Genomic DNA, 16,020 nt, shown 5'->3' on the forward strand with positions numbered 1-16,020 from the left:
CACCGGCGATGCCGCGGGTGGGTGTCACCGAACTCAGCCGATCAGCAGCCGGAGGTTCATCGAGGTGGTGAACGCCCCGATCAGCGCGAGCGCGACCGGCGGGAGGTAGTACAGCGCCCGGTCATCTCGGCCGGTCGCGCCCACGCTGATCGCGAGACAGAGCAGGAACACCCCGAGTTTCAGCCCGACGAGCCCGGCCGGGCCGAACGCGTCGGTCGCCGCCCGAACGAGCGCGTTGGTCTCGACCACGTTCGGGTTCCGGTACAGCAACACGAGCGTCGTGAGCACGTCGCCGGCGCCGTAGGTCGCCGCGGCGATCGCCCACAGCAGGACGAACTCCCGGCTGTCGGCCCCGGTCGGGAGTCGAAGACGGTTCTCCATCCGTCCCTCAACGCCGCGGGAGCGCAAATAGGTAGCTGGTCCGAGTAGGTCGCTATAGCAGCACGTCCTTTACGTCGCCCTCGCCCGCCCGGCGAACCACCGCGCGGACCGGCTCCTCCGCGCCCGCGAGGTTGTCCGAGTCGCCGTCGAGCGTCAGCAGCTTCGCGGGTCTCCCTTCCTCGATCAGCCCGTACTCCTTCCCCGCGAGTTCGGCGCCGTTTCTGGTGGCCATCCGGAGCACCTCGGTCGCGCTCACGTCGGCCAGCTTCGCGGCGAACTCCATTTCGCGGAACATCGACGGGGAGTTCAGCATCACGTTGTCCGTCCCGAGCGCGACGGTCGTTCGCTCGACCAGCTCGTGGATCGGCGCGACGCCGACGTTCGTGACGAGGTTCGAACGCGGGCAGACCACGACGGGGAGCGCCTCGTCCTCGATCCGGTCGAGGTGCTCGTCGCGGGGGTGGACGACGTGGATCAGAAAGGCCGGGTCGAGATCCATCGCGGGCGTGAGGTCGTGCGGGTCGCGCTCGCCGGCGTGGATCGCGAACGGTTTGCCCGCCTCGCGACAGGCTTCGCGCAGGTCGCCGAACTCGCTGTCGCGGGCGCCGCTGGCGCCGAACCCGTCGGCGGCACGCATGGCGGCGGCGCTCTCGCGGCCGAAGATGACGGGATCGATCTCGCGGTCGGCGAGCGCGTCGCGGATCGCCTCGACGCCCTCGACGCCGCCCTCGCGGAACTCCAGGAACGCCGCGGTGCCCGAGGACTCCATGAACCGGAGGCTCCGAGCCATCGCGGCGACTTTCTTCTCACGGCTGGCCTGCCGCAGGAGGCGGTGTTTGAGCCCGTCCGGCGGCGCGACCAGTTCGTCGAGCGAGAGGCCGCCGCCGGCCTCCTTCGCGATCGAGTCGCCGATGTGGGTGTGGGCGTTGACGAACGCCGGGAGCACGATGTCCGTCGAGTCGGTGGCGGTCTCCTCGACGGCCGCGATCTCGCCGTCCTCGACGACGACGCGCCCCTCGATCGGGGTGAACGACTCACCCCGCAGGATCGTCCCTTCGAGCGTGGTAGCCATACCGGAGCATGAATCCGGGGAGGCATGAACGCGACGGGACGCTGCCGTCGACGACCGCCGCTGTCGGACTGGCCGGGACGACGAACGTGGCGTCCGGCGGCATGGGGGGTGCCGACTCGCGCGAGCGCCGGGAACCTTCGGGTCCGGAACCGACAAGCCGTCGGGGGGCGAACAGCGAACCGGCCGATGACGACGGCACCGGGCCGAGCCGGACTCGGCATCCGGCGACGACGAGCCCTATGAGTGCCGAGGCCGACACTTTCGGTCCCGTTAGTCAGTTACCGGAGAGGAGACACTGGACCGGCGTTGCGTGCCAGCGCGCCCGCTACCGCTCCCAACTCGCGTCCGTCGCGCCGAACGCAAATTGTACAGGAACATTTATTATATTTCTCGTCACAGTGGGCAACACGTCATGTCGGTCGTACCTGTACGCGAATGACTCCTTCTCGGCCGTACAGCTCCCAGACCGACCCGCAGATACTCCAGCCGTGAAAACACACCCCCAGCACCCGACCGAACCGAACCCGACCACCGGCGCGCCGACCGACGCGACACCCGCCGAGACGGCGACGCACGCCGAGGCGTCGGCCGACGACGACGGCCGACAAGACGAGCCCGAGTCGTGGGTCGCCCGGTGTCAGGCGCAGTTCGACGCCGCGTCCGCCGACCGCCTCCGCAACCTCGCCGACGACGCCAACCACGCGATGCCCGACGGCGTCTGACCCCGCGGCGCCGTTTCATCCACCCGTCGTGACGGGGATCCGTCGACTCGACGCAGTGAATTTTTATATCCCTCCGGCGGAGAGGGTGAGTGTGAAATACACACATGGCATCTTTTGACGACTACAGGGATGCGGGTCGGACGCTAACTGAACGACCCGCGGTGGCCGCGGTGGGGCTCGCGATCGGCTACCTCCTCGTCGATCTCGTCGCCAAGCTGGCCGGCGTCGAGGTCGGCGCCGGCGGCGTCCACCTCCTCGGGGGGTCGACCGCGGTCTCGCAGGTCGGCCGGTACGTGCTGGACGGGCTGATCGTCGGGCTGGTGATCGGGCTGGCCGGCGTCGGGCTCTCGATGACGTACAGCATCCTCAGCTTCGCGAACTTCGCTCACGGTGACTACATCACGACGGGCGCCTTCTCGGGCTGGTTCGCCGCCTATCTGGTCGCCTTCTTCACGCTCAACGTCGAGGTCCCCTTCGGCGAGGCGTTCCTCGTCACCGCGCCGTCGTTGATCTCGGTCGTCAACGCCCCGCTGGCGCTGCTCGTGGGGCTCGTCGCTTCGGGGGGGATCACCGTCGGTGTGGTGCTCCTGCTCGACCGGATCGTCTACGAGCCGATGCGGGACAAGGGCGGCATCCCCCTGCTGATCGCGTCGATCGGGGTCGCGCTCGCGATGCGGTACGCGATCGTGTTCGTGTTCGGCACAAGCACCCGCGGCGTGACCGAGACGGGGTCGATCCCGTCGCTCGACATCCCGATGGTCGACGGCTACGTGCCGCTCAACGCCCACGAGGCCACGCTCATCGTCGCCGCGGTGACGCTGATGTTCGGTGTCCACTTCCTCCTCCAACGGACGAAACTGGGGAAGGCGATGCGCGCGATGGCGGACAACAAGGACCTCGCGCAGGTCACGGGCATCCCCACCGAGCGCGTCGTCCGCACGACGTGGATCGTCGGCGGCGGGCTCGCGGGGATCGCCGGCTTCCTGATGGTGCTCGAACGCGGGACGCTCAACTACAACGTCGGCTGGCGGCTGCTGCTGCTGATCTTCTCCGGGGTGATCCTCGGCGGGATCGGCAGCGTCTACGGCGCCATCGGCGGCGGGATCATCATCGGCATCGCCTCGCGGCTCTCGCTGGTGTGGATCCCCTCCGACTTCGCGCGGGTCGTCGCGTTCGCCGTGATGATCCTCGTGCTGCTGTTCCGCCCGTCGGGGCTGTTCGGAGGGGTGAAAACCGCATGAGCGTCGCCGACCGCGCGTGGGCGGCCGTCCCGGGGTACTTCAAGGAGAACGACACCCGCCTGATCGCCGGGCTGTTGCTCGGGACGTACGTGTTCCACGGCGTGCTGGCCGGCTTCCTCGCCGGCGTCAACAACGCCTCGGTGGCAAACGCCGTCGCCAACTCCGCCAGCAACATCACGTTCCTGATCGCGGTGTACGCGCTGCTGGCGCTGGCGCTGAACCTCCACTGGGGGTACACCGGGCTGTTCAACATCGGCGTCGCCGGCTTCATGGCCGTCGGCGTCTACTCGATGTCGATCCTCGCGGCGTCGCCGACGGGGTCGCCGCCGGGGCTGGGGCTGCCGGTGCCGGTCGCGATCGTCGGCGCGCTGCTGATCACCGCCGTCGTCGGCGGGCTGGCGGCGCTGCCCGCGCTGCAGTTGGACGCCGACTACCTCGCGATCGTCACCGTCGGACTCTCGGAGATCATCCGGCTGGTGCTCAACGCCAGCTACTTCGCCGGCACCGTCACCGATCCGGAGGCGACCAGCTACAACGTCGTCGACGTGTTCGGACTGCAGTTCGGCACCGGCGGGGGGCAGGGGATCTCCACCCCGATCAACAGCCCGGCACGGGCGATCTACGAGACCGAGTCGGGACTCACCGCGATCGGCGACGTGGTGTACGGGCTCGCAGACACGGTCGGCGTCGGGACCAGCGTGGTCGTCGGCGGGACGTACGCGGTGGTGCTGCTGGTCGTGTTCGTGACGCTGTACTACGTGCTCCTCAGCCGCATCGGGAACTCCCCGTTCGGCCGCGTGCTGAAGGCGATCCGCGAGGACGAGCTCGTCGCCCGCTCGCTCGGCAAGGACACCCGGCTGTTCAAGATCAAGGTGTTCATGGTCGGCTGCGCGCTGATGGGGCTGGGCGGCATCCTCTGGCAGGGCTCCTACGGCTTTGTCAACCCCAACACGTTCCGCCCGATCGTGACGTTCTACATCTTCACCGCGCTGATCGTCGGCGGCTCGGGCTCGAACACCGGCAGCGTCGTCGGCGGCGCGGTGTTCGCGGCGTTCCTGCTCGAAGGGCCCCGCCGGATCGCGGGGTTCGTCGACGCCGTCGCGCAGCTGTTCTTCGGCTCGCTCCCGCGGCCGACGAACTTCTACGAGGCGATAGTCACGCTCAATCCGCTGGCTTGGGCCGGCTACCTGGTCGACAACGTCGCCTACCTGAAGTTCATCTTCCTCGGGGCGGTGTTGGTGTACCTGATGCAGAACCGGCCCGAGGGGCTGCTGGGCGGCCGCAGCGAGATCGCCGCCAGCGTCGACCTCAGCGACCGAACGGGGGGTGAGAGCGATGAGTGACGCCGACGGGCCCGAGAAGCCGGTCGACGCGACGCCGCCGGAGGAGCTCTCGGACACGCAGGACAGCGAGACCGAGCGTGCGGCACAGGAGATACCACCGTCGATCCCGCTCCGCGTCCAGAACCTCGAGAAGCACTTCGGAGGGATCACCGCCGTCGACGGCGCCTCCTTCGAGGTCGAGTCCGGCTCGCTCACGGGGCTGATCGGCCCCAACGGCGCGGGCAAGTCGACGACGTTCAACTGCATCACCGGCGTTCACGAGCCCGACGGCGGCACCGTCACGTTCCAGGGTGAGGACATCACGGGGCGCTCGCCGCCGGAGATCGCGACCCGCGGGCTCGTCCGAACGTTCCAGATCGCCCGCGAGCTGGAGGAGATGACGGTGCTCGAGAACATGATGCTCGCCCCGCAGGACCAGATCGGCGAGAAGCTGTACAACGCCGTGCTGCCCGGCCTGCGCGACGACGTGATCGAGCAGGAGATCGAGCTCCGGGAGGCGGTCTGGGAGATGCTCGAACTGTTCGAGATCGACCACCTCGCCGAGGAGGAGGCCGGCAACCTCTCGGGCGGCCAGCGCAAGCTGCTCGAACTCGCCCGGGCGCTGATGGTCGACCCGGAGATGCTGCTGCTCGACGAGCCGTTCGCGGGCGTCAACCCGACGCTGGAGGAGAAGCTGCTCGACCGCATCCACGACCTGACCGAGCAGGGGTACACGTTCCTGCTCGTCGAACACGACATGGACCTGATCATGGAGAACTGCGAGCACGTCATCGTCATGCACCAGGGGACCGTCCTCGCGGAGGGGACGCCCGCGGAGATCAAAGACGACGACCGCGTCGTCGAGGCGTACCTCGGGGGTGAGGTATGAGCGCCGACGGCGAGGCACAGCCGGCCGACCAGCAGGACGCGGCGGTCAACGCCACCGAGTTCGTCACCAGCGAGGAGAGCCTGCTGCAGGTGGACTCGCTGGACGCCGGCTACGGCGACCTCCAGATTCTCGAGGACGTGGACCTCAACGTCGAGGACGGCGAGTACGTCACGATCGTCGGCCCGAACGGCGCGGGGAAGTCGACCGTGATGAAGTCCATCTTCGGGCTCACCACCCTGATGGGCGGCACCGTGGAGTTCGACGGCACCGACATCACGGGGAAGAAACCGGAGGACGTGATCCACCTCGGCCTCGGCTACGTTCCCCAGTCCGACAACGTGTTCCCGACGCTGACGGTGCTCGAGAACCTCGAGATGGGTGCGTACATCCTCGACGAGGTGCCACAGGACCAACTGGACGCCGTGTTCGAGCGGTTCCCCATCCTCGAGGAGCGCAAGGGACAGAAGGCGGGAACGCTCTCCGGCGGCCAGCAGCAGATGCTCGCGATGGGGCGGGCGCTGATGCTCGACCCCGACCTGCTGCTGCTCGACGAGCCCTCGGCGGGGCTGGCGCCCGACCTCGTCGAGGACATGTTCGACCGCATCGACCGGATCAACGACGCCGGCACGGCGATCCTGATGGTCGAGCAGAACGCGAAGGAGGCGCTGCGCCGCTGTGACCGCGGCTACGTGCTCGTGCAGGGCGGGAACCGGTTCATGGACGACGGCGACGCGCTCCTGCACGACGAGCAGGTCAGACAGGAGTTCCTCGGCGGCTGATCCGAAAAACGGGAGAGTCGGCGGCCGATCTCGAAAACGCGGAGTCGGGGTCGGCTACCCGCCGAAGGCGATCGAGTCGACCTCGGTGAAGTCCCGATCCTCGACCTCGTAGATGCCGTAGGAGACCGCGGTCATGTCGCCGTTGTCGTCGAAGTTGACCGCCGACGACGCGCCCTGATAGTTGACGTCGTCGCCCGCGGCGGCGGCCTCGACGGCCTCGACGAGCTCGCCCGGGGCGAACTCCTCGCCCTCGGGGTTGGCCGCACGGCGCATGTTGTCACGGACGGCCGGGCCGTCGTTCTCTCCGGCGTACACGTTCGCGAGGAAGCTGACCGCCGTCGCGTCGTAGGCGTGAGCGTTGAACACGCCGGGTTCGCGGTCGTACTCTTCCATGTACAGCTCGTCGAACGCGTCCCGCCCGGGGCCGGACGCCTTCGGCCCCGTTCCGGTGACGTTGCCCATGTCGTTGTCGACCTCGTCGGGGAGCTGATCGTCGAGCAGCCCGTCGGTGACGACGATGTCCTCACCGGTGTCGTAGTTGCTGTAGTAGTCACGGAACAGCTGGATCCCCGAGGCCGGGTAGCCGATCACGACCAGCGTGTCGGGCTCGCCCTCGAGTGCGGACTCGAGCTGTGAGCTGTAGGAGTTCTGCTCCTGCTCGAAGGAGACCTGACTGGAGACGCTCCCGCCGTGTTCCTCCTCGAACGTGCTGGTGAACGACTCCGAGAGCGCCTGCCCGTAGTCGTTGTTGACGTACATCGTCGCGGCCGTGCTGTTGCCGAGCTCCTCGGCGGCGACCTGCGCGATGACCTGCCCCTGCAACGCGTCGGACGGGGCCGTCCGGAAGATGAAGTCGTCGTCGTCGAGGTCGGTCACCGCGGGGGAGGTCGACGACGGCGAGCAGCCGACCGTCTGGTTGGGGATGAGCACCTGCTGGGTCACCTGCATGTTCACCCCCGAGGACGCCGGCCCGGTGATCGCCGGATAGCCGTTGTTGACCAGCGTCTCCGCGCCGGAGATGCCCGCCTGTGCGTTCGTCTCGGTGTCCTCCTCCTGGATGTCGAACGTGAACTCCGTCTCGCCTTCCAGCTCCGACGCCGGGAGGATCGCCCCGTCACGGATCGGGCCGCCGAGGTTCGCGAGGTCGCCCGTCAGCGGCAGGAGGACCCCTTGCTGTATCGTCCGGCTCCCGCCGCCGCCGCCGAGGCAGCCGGCGACGCCGGTCACGCCGGCCGCACCGACCGCCCCGGCACCTTTCAAAACGTCACGGCGTGTGACTTTTCGTACCATAGCGGGCGTGTCTTCTATGTTCACCCTTATAAATGTGTGTCAATGTCAGGCACAACACGCCCCCGTAGTCGTCGAGAGAGGACGCCGGCCCGCTCGCTCAGCGTCCCTCGTCGAGCAGTTCGCGGGCGACGATGTTCTTCTGGATCTCGGTCGTGCCCTCGTAGATCTGGGTGATCTTCGAGTCGCGGTAGAGCCGTTCCACGTCGAAGTCGTCGACGAACCCCGCGCCGCCGTGGATCTGGACCGCCTCGTCGGCGACGTCGGTCGCCACATCCGAGGCGAACTCCTTGGCCATCGACGCCAGCATAGTGAGATCCTCCTCGGCGTTGTCGACGCTCCAGGCGGACTTGTACGTGAGCTGGCGGGCGGCCTCGGTCCGGGTGTGCATCTCCGAGAGCTTGTGCCGGATCGACTGGAACTCGGAGATGGAGCGGCCGAACTGCTCACGCTCCTCCGCGTAGGAGAGCGCGCGCTCGGCGGCGCCCTTGGCGATGCCGACGGCCTGCGCCGCGACCATGGTTCGCGTCTCGTCGAAGAACTGCATCAGCTGGGGGAACCCCATCCCGCGCTGGCCGACGAGGTTCTCCTCGGGCACGCGCACGTCGTCGAATCGGAGCTCCGCGGTGTCGCTCGCCCGAATCCCCATCTTCCCGGTGATCTTCTCGCTCTCGAACCCGTCGCGGTCGCGCTCGACGAGGATCTGTGAGAACCCCGTGTAGCGGTCGCCCACGTCGGGGTCGGTCTCGCACATCACGACGAAGTAGTCGCCGACGGAGCCGTTGGTGATCCACATCTTCGACCCGTTGAGCACCCACTCGTCGCCGTCCTTCCGCGCGCTCGTCGAGATCGAGCTCACGTCGGAGCCGGCGTGGGGCTCGCTGATCGCCGCGCCCATCACCGCCTCGCCCTCGGCGATCGGTCGGAGGTACTCCTCCTTCTGTTCCTCGGTGCCGTACTCCATGATCGCTTCGGCGCCGAAACCGGCGCTGGTGACACAGAGCCCGATCCCGGGGTCGACCGCGAACAGCTCCTCGGTGATCAGCGCCATCTCCAGCGTCGAGTAGCCGACGCCGCCGTACTCCATCGGGAAGTGCGCGCCCGTCAGCCCCATCTCGGCGGCCTTCTCGACGATCTCGGCGGGGTACTTCTCCTCGCGGTCGTACTCGCCGGCGACGGGCGCGATCTCGTTCTCCGCGAACCGGCGCACCTCGTCCCGTAGCTGCTCCTGCTCCTGAGTCAGTCCGAACTCCATGGACTATACAACGAGAAACAGGTGAAGAATTTTTCGCCGAACGGGAGCGTAAGCCCGCCGATCGTCGCGGAGGTCGGCTGAACGCCTTCGTGGTCGCCACTAACCGGCCCGTCTGCTCGAACTCTCCCAGTCCGAACGCTGTCCACGCCGCGCGAAGGTCCGGGAGACGCTCTCCGAACTCGGCGACTGATACGTGATCCACAACCCCCGACTCCCCGGCGGCGACGTGCCCAACGAGGTGACGGACGACGAGCTCACGGCCGGCAGCGAGGACCAGCTCCCGTACCTCGTCGACACCGACCGTGGTGTGACGCTGTACGAGGGCGACGAGATCGTCGAGTACGTCGAACAGCACGACGAGTACTCCTGCCAGTCTACGGGGGAACCGTTACCAGAAGAACCGGAACAGGATCGTGAACGCGGCGTAGGCGCCCACCGTCGAGAGCACGGGCACGACGTTCTGCATGATCAGCACCCGACCCGTCGTCGCCGGGTCGAACAGATCCGAGGCGGCGGGGATGTCCTCGGGCTCCTCCTCGCCGATCTCCGGGACTTCCTCGCCCGGCTCCTCGGCGGCCAGCGCGCCGACGGAGACTTTCGCTTCCTCCTCGCCGCGAACCCCGCCGGAGACCGTCGCCGTCCGGGTCGCCCGCCCCCAGCCGAGGCCGACGATGGAGGTGGTCGCGATGATCACGAACGAGGCGGGGATCCCGATCGCCGAGAGCCCGATCACGATCGACGAGGAGACGACGGCGACGACGATCGCGGCCGTCAGCGGCAGGTCGGTGATGTCGTTCCCGAGCGTGTCGAGCGTCCGCCGGGCGATCGTGAACGCCCCGACGGCGACGGCAGCACAGCCCAGCAGGATCATCATGTTCACGTCGACGCCCGCGCCGACCAGCGGCGCGATCGCGTTCGCGATGTTCGACGTGCCCGAGGCGAACGCCATCAGGCAGCCGATCGTGATGACGATGATGCCGCCGAACAGCTCCCGGCGGGTCGTGTTCGGACCCGGAACGGGCCGCGGGACCACCCCGGAGCGTTCGACCTCCATCAACGGCCCCTCGCTGCTGTTGATCGCGACCCACTGGTTGATTCGGGGGTAGAGGTAGCGGCCGATCATCCCCGACACCCAGAAGCCGACGATGGGCGCGACGATCCACCAGACCGCGATCTCGCCCATCACGACCCAGTCGAGCTCGCCCGTCGCGACGCCGAGGCCGGCGATCGAGCCGACCGCGGTCATCGACGTCGACGCCGGGACGCCGAAGTAGTTGCCGACGAACAGCGCGCCGCCGATGAAGAAGAGGACGACGATGCTCGTCTCGATCGTGAACACGCTGGCGCTGGTGATGAGCTCCTCGCCGAGCTTGTCCACCACGCGGCGACCGATCGTCCACGCGCCGACGAAGAAGAACACGCCCATCAGCGCCGCGGCGCCCGTCTTGGAGATCGCGTCAGAGCCGACCGCCGGCCCGAACGCCGGCCCGGTGGTCGACCCGCCGATGTTGAACCCCACGAACAGCGCCACGGCGATCCCCACGAAGAGAAGAACCTCGACCATACAGGAGGGAGTGGCGGCGTGCTCTTAAGCAGTTGGAACGGCCCGTTCCGGCGGTCGGCAGTCCGAGGCGGGGACGGCCGAGCGCCGCCGCGATGGCCCGCCGAGAGAGATGGGTATACCCGTCTGGAACTCGATGTTTCGATATGACCGTCCACAGACAGCGCTCGCAGGAGGAGCCCCGATGAGGGCGTCACGCGTCGACGCCGTCGTCGACATCGCTTACGGCCTGACGATCTTCGTGGCCATCGTCCTGATCCTCGAACTCGGGACGCAGGTCGGCGTCGCGTTCGGGCTCGGGGCGCTGCTCTCCTACCTCATCCACATCGCCTGGAAGATGGCGCGGTTCGACCCCGAGTGGATGACGCAGGAAGTGACCGAGAAAGTGAGCGAGGAGGTCGAGGAAACCGTCACCGAGACCGTCAGCGAGACGGTGAGCGAAGAAGTCGAGGAGACGGTCAGCGAAACCGTCAGCGAGGAGGTCGAACAGACCGTCAGCAAGGAGGTCGATCAGGTGAGCGACACCGTGACCGAGAAGGTGTCCGAGGAGGTCGAGGAGACCGTCACCGAGACCGTCAGCGAGACGGTGAGCGAGGAGGTCGAGCAGACCGTCAGCAAGGAAGTCGACGAGGTGGCCGACAAGGTCAGCGAGGAAGTGACCGAGGAGGTCACGGAGAAGGTCACCGAGGAGGTCGAACAGACCGTCGAGAAGACCGTCGCCGAGGGCGTGGACGCGGCCGACGAGGCTGACGGCGAGAAGCCGAGAACCGACGACGAGACGGCCGAGGACGAACCCGAGAGCGACGACGAGCCGGAAACGGACGACGGCCGGCCCGACGACACGGAGGACGAACCGGGCGAGGACGAGCCCGATCCGGAAGACCGGAAGTAGCTCGTCACTCTCGCGCCCGTTCGGGGCGGCAGAGTCGCCATCGTCCCGAGAGAGTTCGTGTTCTCTTTTCGAGACGATCGCCTCGACCACCCGGCGAACCGCTCCCCGATTCGTTTTTCGACGCCACGAGCCCGACAGCGTGTGGTAACGCCTCCCCGATACGTTCATACGTATCTGTCCGATAGGGGACGACACGATGATGCTCCCGACCCACGCGCTGTTCGGGATGCTGCTGGCGCTGCCGGTCGCCGCGCTCGCGCCCGAACACGCCACCGTGGCGCTGGGCGCCGGCCTCGCCGGCGGCGTCCTGCCTGATCTGGATCTGTACGCCGGCCACCGGCGCAGGCTCCACTACCCAGTGGGGTACAGCGTGCTGGGCGGCGTCGCCGCGGTCGGCGCGGTCGGCGCCCCGTCGCCGCCGATGATCGCCGCAGCCGTGCTGTTCGCCGCCGCCGCGAGTCACAGCCTCCTCGACGCGTTCGGCGGCGGACTGGAGCTCCGGCCGTGGGAGGCCACCGACGACCGCGCGGTGTACGACCACGTCCGCGGCCGCTGGATCGCCCCGCGACGGTGGGTCCGGTACGACGGCGCACCGGAGGACCTGCTGCTGTCGGTCGGGCTCGCGATCCCGGTGGGACTCCACGTCGCGCCGCCGTTCGATCGCCTCGTGGTCGCGTCGCTGGCCGTCGCCGTCGCCTACGCGGCCACGCGGCGCGTGCTCCCGCGGCTCGCGCGAGTGCTCGTGACGGAGGTGCTCCCCGGGCGCGTCCCGCCGGCGCTGTTGGCGCGGCTCCCCGCGCGGTACGTCGAAGACGATCCGGGACGGGGAGCGTGAGCCGTCCAGAAGCTACTTCCGTGTGGTATGGCCTCCTCGACACATGGAGCCGCTGACAGTCGCCGTCGTCGCCGTCGAGGGGGCGTTGCTGGTCGCGCTCTGGGTCGGCTACCGGCGGGGGAACACGGCGGCAGTCGTCAACACCCTCGGGGCGGCCTGTCTCACGCTCGTCCCCCCCGCGCTGGCGTGGGCGCTCGGTACCGGCGCCGCCGGCTTCCGCACGCTCACGTTCTGGGTCGCCGTCGCGGGGTTCCTCCACGCGCTCGGCATGCTCGGTCGCTACGAGTCGGTGGGCTGGTGGGACCACCTCACGCACACGCTCTCGGCGGCGCTGGTCGCCGCACTGCTGTACGCGGCCCTGCTCGTCGTCGCGCCCGGGAACGCCGTCGTCGGCACGCTGCTGGGCACGTTCGCGCTGGGCGTTCTCTGGGAGATCGGCGAGCTGATCGCCCGCGATGTCGCCGAGCGCTACGACATCGAGCCGGTACTGGTCCACTACGGCCGCCGGGACACCGCGCTCGATCTGGTGTTCGACGTAGTGGGCGCGGGGCTGGTCCTCACGCTCGACCTGCGGTCGTTCCTCCCGGTCGCCGAGGCCGTCGTCGGCTGAGTCGGCCGAACCGCCGGCTCCCCGCCCATTGCTGTCGATATCCGGCACGTCGATCGTCGAACACGACGGCGAAAGAAGACCCATTATCAGTGCGGAGCACGAGCGTGGGAGTAACGCTCACATGTCCGAACAGTACGACCTCGTCATCGTCGGTGGCGGCATCAGCGGCGCGTCGCTGCTGTACACGACCGCGAAGTTCACCGACATCGACTCGATCGCGCTCGTCGAGAAGGAGCCGGAGATCGGCGCGATCAACACGCATCACACCAACAACTCCCAGACGCTGCACTTCGGCGACATCGAGACCAACTACACCTTAGAGAAGGCCGAGGAGGTCAAGGAGGGCGCCGAGCTGCTCGCGGGCTACCTCGAGAACCACGACCCCGACCGCGAGATGCACGCCAAGCGGAGCAAGATGGTGCTCGGCGTCGGCCGCGAGGAGGTCGACAGTCTCGAACAGCGCTACGAGGAGGAAGGGTTCGGCGACCTGTTCCCCAAGCTCGAACCGATCGGTCGCGAGGAGATCGCCGACCTCGAACCCAAAGTCGTCGAGGGACGCGACCCCGACACCGAGATGCTCGCGCTCCAGACGCCCGACGGCTACGTCGTCGACTACGGCGCGACCGCCGAGTCGTTCGTCGAGGCCGTCGCGGACGACGCCGGCGTCGACGTGTTCACCGGCACGAAGGTCACGGAGATCACCCCCAAGCCCGACAGCCACACGATCGAGACGGACGCGGCGGGCACGTTCGAGGCCGACGCAACCGTCGTCGCCGCCGGCTCCCACAGCCTCCAGATCGCCAAGGAACTGGGCTACGGGCAGAACAAGGCGCTGCTCCCCGTCGCGGGCAGCTTCTTCCTCGCCGACGACCTGCTGAACGGGAAAGTGTACACCCTCCAGATGAAGAAGCTCCCCTTCGCCGCGGTCCACGGCGACGCCGACGTGCACGACGGCAGCATCACCCGGTTCGGCCCGACCGCGAAGCTGGTGCCGGCGCTGGAGCGCGGCCGGCTCTCCACGGTCGGCGACTTCCTCGACGTGTTCGGGCTCAACGCCGCCTCCTTTTTGAGCTACGCGAACATCCTCGCCGACCGCATCCTGCTGCCGTACGTGCTCCGGAACCTCGTCTACGACGTGCCGGAGATCGGGCCGCGCCAGTTCCTCCCGCACGTCCAGAAGGTGGTTCCCAGCGTCGAGCTCGACGACATCGAGCGCGCCAAGGGGTACGGCGGCGTCCGCCCCCAGATCGTCGACACCGAGAAGAAGTCGCTGGACATGGGCGAGGCCAAGATCGTCGGCAACGACGTGATCTTCAACATCACGCCCTCGCCGGGCGCCTCGACCTGCCTGAAGAACGCGATGCGGGACACCCACACGGTCGTCGAGTTCCTCGACGGCGAGTACGAGTTCGACGAGGACGCGTTCCGCGAGGACACGATCGGGGAGTTCCCGCGGGCGGAGTAGTCAGCCGGACTCGTCGGCTCCGGCCGGCGTCACGTCGTACGTTTTGAGGAACTGCTGGACCGCCTCGTCGGTGCCGACCAGCGTGAGCTCCTCGCCGCCGGAGAGCGTCCGTTCGGGGTCGACGACCCTCGTCTCCCCGTCCTCGTCCTCGACGGCGACGACCCGACAGCCCGTCTTCTCGGCGATCCCGGAGTCGGCGATCGTCGATCCGGCGAACGGCGTCGCGGGCACGCGGATCAGCCGGACCTGCCCGCCGGGATCCAGAACCTCCTCGCCGCGGAGCGCCCGGGCCACCATCCGTGCGCTCACCCGCGGCACCGACAGCACGTAGTCGGCACCGGCGCTCAACGCCTTCCGGGTGGCGTCGCTCTCGGTCACCCGCATCAACACCTCGATCTCCGGATTCATCTCCTGGGCGAGCACCGCCGAAAGCAGCGCCGCCGAGTCGTCGGGCAGCCCGATCACGATCGCGTCGGCGTCGGTGACGCCGGCCTCGCGCAGCGTCTCCCGCGCGCTGGCGTCGCCGACCACGTCGACCGTCTCGTCCGCGACGAGATCGATCGTGACGGTCTCGATCCCGGCGTTTTCGATCGTCTCGTTGGCGGCCTTCCCGACCTCGCCGAGGCCGGCGACGACGATGCGGTCGTGGCGGCCGAACTGTCGGCGCGAACGGGTGAACTCGCTCAGCTTCTCCAGCGCCTCGGTGCGCTCCGAGACGAGCAGGACGGTGTTGTCCCGGATCACCGCGTCGGGGTCGGGCGGGAGCTGGAGCTCGCCGTCGATCCAGGCGCCGATGATGTTCACCCCGGTCCGTTCGCGGATCTTCGAGTCACGGATGCGGCTCCCGACCAGATCGCTCCCGTGGGACACCGGCACCTCCGCCACCTCGATGTCGCCGCCGAGCTCCACCGTCTCCCGGATCTCGGCGGTGAACGACTCGACCGCCTTCGCCGCGAGGTGGTGGCCGAGCACGCTCTGGGGCGAGAGCACGGTGTCGGCGCCGGTCGAGCGCAGCACGCCCGCCATCTCGCTGTCGTCGGTCAGCGCGATCACGTCGATGTCCTCCCGGATCGACCGGACCGTGAGGATCGTGTTGACGGTGGCGTCGCCGGCGTCGGTGATCACCGCCCGCGCACTGTGGATACTCGCGCGCTCGAACGCCGCGGCCTCCTGTGGCGACCCGTGGATCGCGGCGTACCCCTCGTCGGCGAGCGCCTTCGCCTCCGCCTCGTCCGAGGAGAGCAACACGTAGTCGATGTCGAGCTCCCGGAGTTCGTCCAACAGCACCGCCGAGTCCCGGCTGTACTCGCAGATGATCACGTGGTCCCGCTTGGGCGAGAGCCGGCTGTCGAGGTCGACCTCCGCCTCGTTGAACAGCGGGATTACCACCAGCCGGAGCGTGAAGAAGCCGACGGCGATGCCGCTCAGCTGGATGAGCACCATGAAGACGTTCATCAGCGGGTGGTCCCAGGGCGAGTCGGCGCCGTACCCCGTGGTCGTCATCGTCTCCACGACCGTCGTCAACGCGTTGAAGATCGTGTACTCCGCCCCCTCGCCCTCCAGCGTTCGCATCCCGTAGAAGTAGACGACCGTGAGGAGCAGGACCATCGCCACCAGCCCCACGATGTAGTACGCGACCAGCCGGTGGCGGCGGGAGAGATCGGAGAGAGAGTCCGGGAGTGAGACCATTCAGTTGCCGGATGGGGGTC

At 68.3% G+C, this 16,020-nt stretch carries 15 protein-coding genes; 9 read left to right on the forward strand and 6 right to left on the reverse strand.

Features of this window, described 5'->3' with window-relative positions:
- Positions 1–33 precede the first annotated feature (33 nt).
- Both ACQUSM_RS10610 and ACQUSM_RS10615 read right to left on the reverse strand, forming a co-directional pair.
- Entirely contained in the window at positions 34–381 is a 348-nt protein-coding gene (locus ACQUSM_RS10610) for a hypothetical protein (RefSeq protein WP_435118408.1), read from the reverse strand.
- Positions 382–433: 52 nt separating this feature from the next.
- Positions 434–1,453 carry an amidohydrolase family protein gene (locus ACQUSM_RS10615; RefSeq protein WP_435118410.1) on the reverse strand — a complete coding sequence of 340 codons (1,020 nt, stop codon included), beginning with the start codon at positions 1,451–1,453 and terminating at the stop codon, positions 434–436.
- Between the two features lie 488 nt (positions 1,454–1,941).
- On the opposite strand from ACQUSM_RS10615, the gene ACQUSM_RS10620 reads away from it, so the two are divergent.
- The 5 genes from ACQUSM_RS10620 (at position 1,942) to ACQUSM_RS10640 (ending at position 6,406) form a co-directional block, all read left to right on the forward strand.
- On the forward strand, positions 1,942–2,175 hold the full coding sequence (locus ACQUSM_RS10620) for a hypothetical protein (RefSeq protein ID WP_435118412.1): 234 nt from the start codon (positions 1,942–1,944) through the stop codon (positions 2,173–2,175).
- 104 nt (positions 2,176–2,279) lie between these two features.
- Positions 2,280–3,416 (forward strand): branched-chain amino acid ABC transporter permease, encoded by a 1,137-nt coding sequence (locus tag ACQUSM_RS10625; protein WP_435118414.1) that lies wholly within the window; start codon positions 2,280–2,282, stop codon positions 3,414–3,416.
- Positions 3,413–4,759, forward strand: a complete 1,347-nt coding sequence (locus tag ACQUSM_RS10630; protein ID WP_435118416.1) for a branched-chain amino acid ABC transporter permease — start codon at positions 3,413–3,415, stop codon at positions 4,757–4,759. The genes ACQUSM_RS10625 and ACQUSM_RS10630 overlap by 4 nt, the downstream gene beginning before the upstream one ends.
- On the forward strand, positions 4,752–5,627 hold the full coding sequence (locus tag ACQUSM_RS10635) for an ABC transporter ATP-binding protein (protein WP_435118418.1): 876 nt from the start codon (positions 4,752–4,754) through the stop codon (positions 5,625–5,627). The genes ACQUSM_RS10630 and ACQUSM_RS10635 overlap by 8 nt, the downstream gene beginning before the upstream one ends.
- On the forward strand, positions 5,624–6,406 hold the full coding sequence (locus ACQUSM_RS10640) for an ABC transporter ATP-binding protein (protein ID WP_435118419.1): 783 nt from the start codon (positions 5,624–5,626) through the stop codon (positions 6,404–6,406). The genes ACQUSM_RS10635 and ACQUSM_RS10640 overlap by 4 nt, the downstream gene beginning before the upstream one ends.
- Before the next feature lie 54 nt (positions 6,407–6,460).
- Here the strand turns inward: ACQUSM_RS10640 and ACQUSM_RS10645 are convergent, their stop codons facing one another.
- From ACQUSM_RS10645 to ACQUSM_RS10655, 3 genes are all read right to left on the reverse strand, one after another.
- Complete coding sequence (locus tag ACQUSM_RS10645; RefSeq protein ID WP_435118420.1) at positions 6,461–7,696, reverse strand: ABC transporter substrate-binding protein; 1,236 nt, start codon at positions 7,694–7,696, stop codon at positions 6,461–6,463.
- Between the two features lie 97 nt (positions 7,697–7,793).
- The gene (locus ACQUSM_RS10650; protein ID WP_435118422.1) at positions 7,794–8,948 is read right to left on the reverse strand and encodes an acyl-CoA dehydrogenase family protein; all 1,155 of its coding nucleotides are present in this window, start codon (positions 8,946–8,948) and stop codon (positions 7,794–7,796) included.
- A 388-nt stretch (positions 8,949–9,336) separates the two neighbouring features.
- Positions 9,337–10,512: an anion permease gene (locus ACQUSM_RS10655; RefSeq protein ID WP_435118424.1), complete on the reverse strand. Its 1,176-nt coding sequence runs from the start codon at positions 10,510–10,512 to the stop codon at positions 9,337–9,339.
- A gap of 181 nt (positions 10,513–10,693) precedes the next feature.
- Between ACQUSM_RS10655 and ACQUSM_RS10660 the strand changes: the two genes are divergently transcribed.
- The 4 genes from ACQUSM_RS10660 (at position 10,694) to ACQUSM_RS10675 (ending at position 14,311) form a co-directional block, all read left to right on the forward strand.
- Positions 10,694–11,401 (forward strand): hypothetical protein, encoded by a 708-nt coding sequence (locus tag ACQUSM_RS10660; protein WP_435118426.1) that lies wholly within the window; start codon positions 10,694–10,696, stop codon positions 11,399–11,401.
- 196 nt (positions 11,402–11,597) lie between these two features.
- Positions 11,598–12,236 carry a metal-dependent hydrolase gene (locus tag ACQUSM_RS10665; protein ID WP_435118428.1) on the forward strand — a complete coding sequence of 213 codons (639 nt, stop codon included), beginning with the start codon at positions 11,598–11,600 and terminating at the stop codon, positions 12,234–12,236.
- 43 nt (positions 12,237–12,279) lie between these two features.
- Positions 12,280–12,846 (forward strand): hypothetical protein, encoded by a 567-nt coding sequence (locus tag ACQUSM_RS10670; protein ID WP_435118430.1) that lies wholly within the window; start codon positions 12,280–12,282, stop codon positions 12,844–12,846.
- 121 nt (positions 12,847–12,967) lie between these two features.
- Complete coding sequence (locus tag ACQUSM_RS10675) at positions 12,968–14,311, forward strand: FAD-dependent oxidoreductase (protein WP_435118432.1); 1,344 nt, start codon at positions 12,968–12,970, stop codon at positions 14,309–14,311.
- Here ACQUSM_RS10675 and ACQUSM_RS10680 read toward each other — a convergent pair whose 3' ends face one another.
- A complete protein-coding gene (locus tag ACQUSM_RS10680; protein WP_435118434.1) occupies positions 14,312–16,000 on the reverse strand; it encodes a potassium channel family protein in 1,689 nt (562 codons plus the stop codon).
- Positions 16,001–16,020: the final 20 nt, after the last annotated feature.

Source organism: Halolamina sp. C58 (assembly GCF_051195095.1).
Lineage (GTDB): Archaea > Halobacteriota > Halobacteria > Halobacteriales > Haloferacaceae > Halolamina.

Coding starts and splice junctions, on each gene's coding strand:
- ACQUSM_RS10610 (WP_435118408.1), bottom strand. CDS start 381: ATGGAGAACCGTCTTCGACTCCCGACCGGGGCCGACAGCCGGGAGTTC.
- ACQUSM_RS10615 (WP_435118410.1), bottom strand. CDS start 1,453: ATGGCTACCACGCTCGAAGGGACGATCCTGCGGGGTGAGTCGTTCACC.
- ACQUSM_RS10625 (WP_435118414.1), top strand. CDS start 2,280: ATGGCATCTTTTGACGACTACAGGGATGCGGGTCGGACGCTAACTGAA.
- ACQUSM_RS10630 (WP_435118416.1), top strand. CDS start 3,413: ATGAGCGTCGCCGACCGCGCGTGGGCGGCCGTCCCGGGGTACTTCAAG.
- ACQUSM_RS10635 (WP_435118418.1), top strand. CDS start 4,752: ATGAGTGACGCCGACGGGCCCGAGAAGCCGGTCGACGCGACGCCGCCG.
- ACQUSM_RS10640 (WP_435118419.1), top strand. CDS start 5,624: ATGAGCGCCGACGGCGAGGCACAGCCGGCCGACCAGCAGGACGCGGCG.
- ACQUSM_RS10645 (WP_435118420.1), bottom strand. CDS start 7,696: ATGGTACGAAAAGTCACACGCCGTGACGTTTTGAAAGGTGCCGGGGCG.
- ACQUSM_RS10650 (WP_435118422.1), bottom strand. CDS start 8,948: ATGGAGTTCGGACTGACTCAGGAGCAGGAGCAGCTACGGGACGAGGTG.
- ACQUSM_RS10655 (WP_435118424.1), bottom strand. CDS start 10,512: ATGGTCGAGGTTCTTCTCTTCGTGGGGATCGCCGTGGCGCTGTTCGTG.
- ACQUSM_RS10660 (WP_435118426.1), top strand. CDS start 10,694: ATGAGGGCGTCACGCGTCGACGCCGTCGTCGACATCGCTTACGGCCTG.
- ACQUSM_RS10665 (WP_435118428.1), top strand. CDS start 11,598: ATGATGCTCCCGACCCACGCGCTGTTCGGGATGCTGCTGGCGCTGCCG.
- ACQUSM_RS10670 (WP_435118430.1), top strand. CDS start 12,280: ATGGAGCCGCTGACAGTCGCCGTCGTCGCCGTCGAGGGGGCGTTGCTG.
- ACQUSM_RS10675 (WP_435118432.1), top strand. CDS start 12,968: ATGTCCGAACAGTACGACCTCGTCATCGTCGGTGGCGGCATCAGCGGC.
- ACQUSM_RS10680 (WP_435118434.1), bottom strand. CDS start 16,000: ATGGTCTCACTCCCGGACTCTCTCTCCGATCTCTCCCGCCGCCACCGG.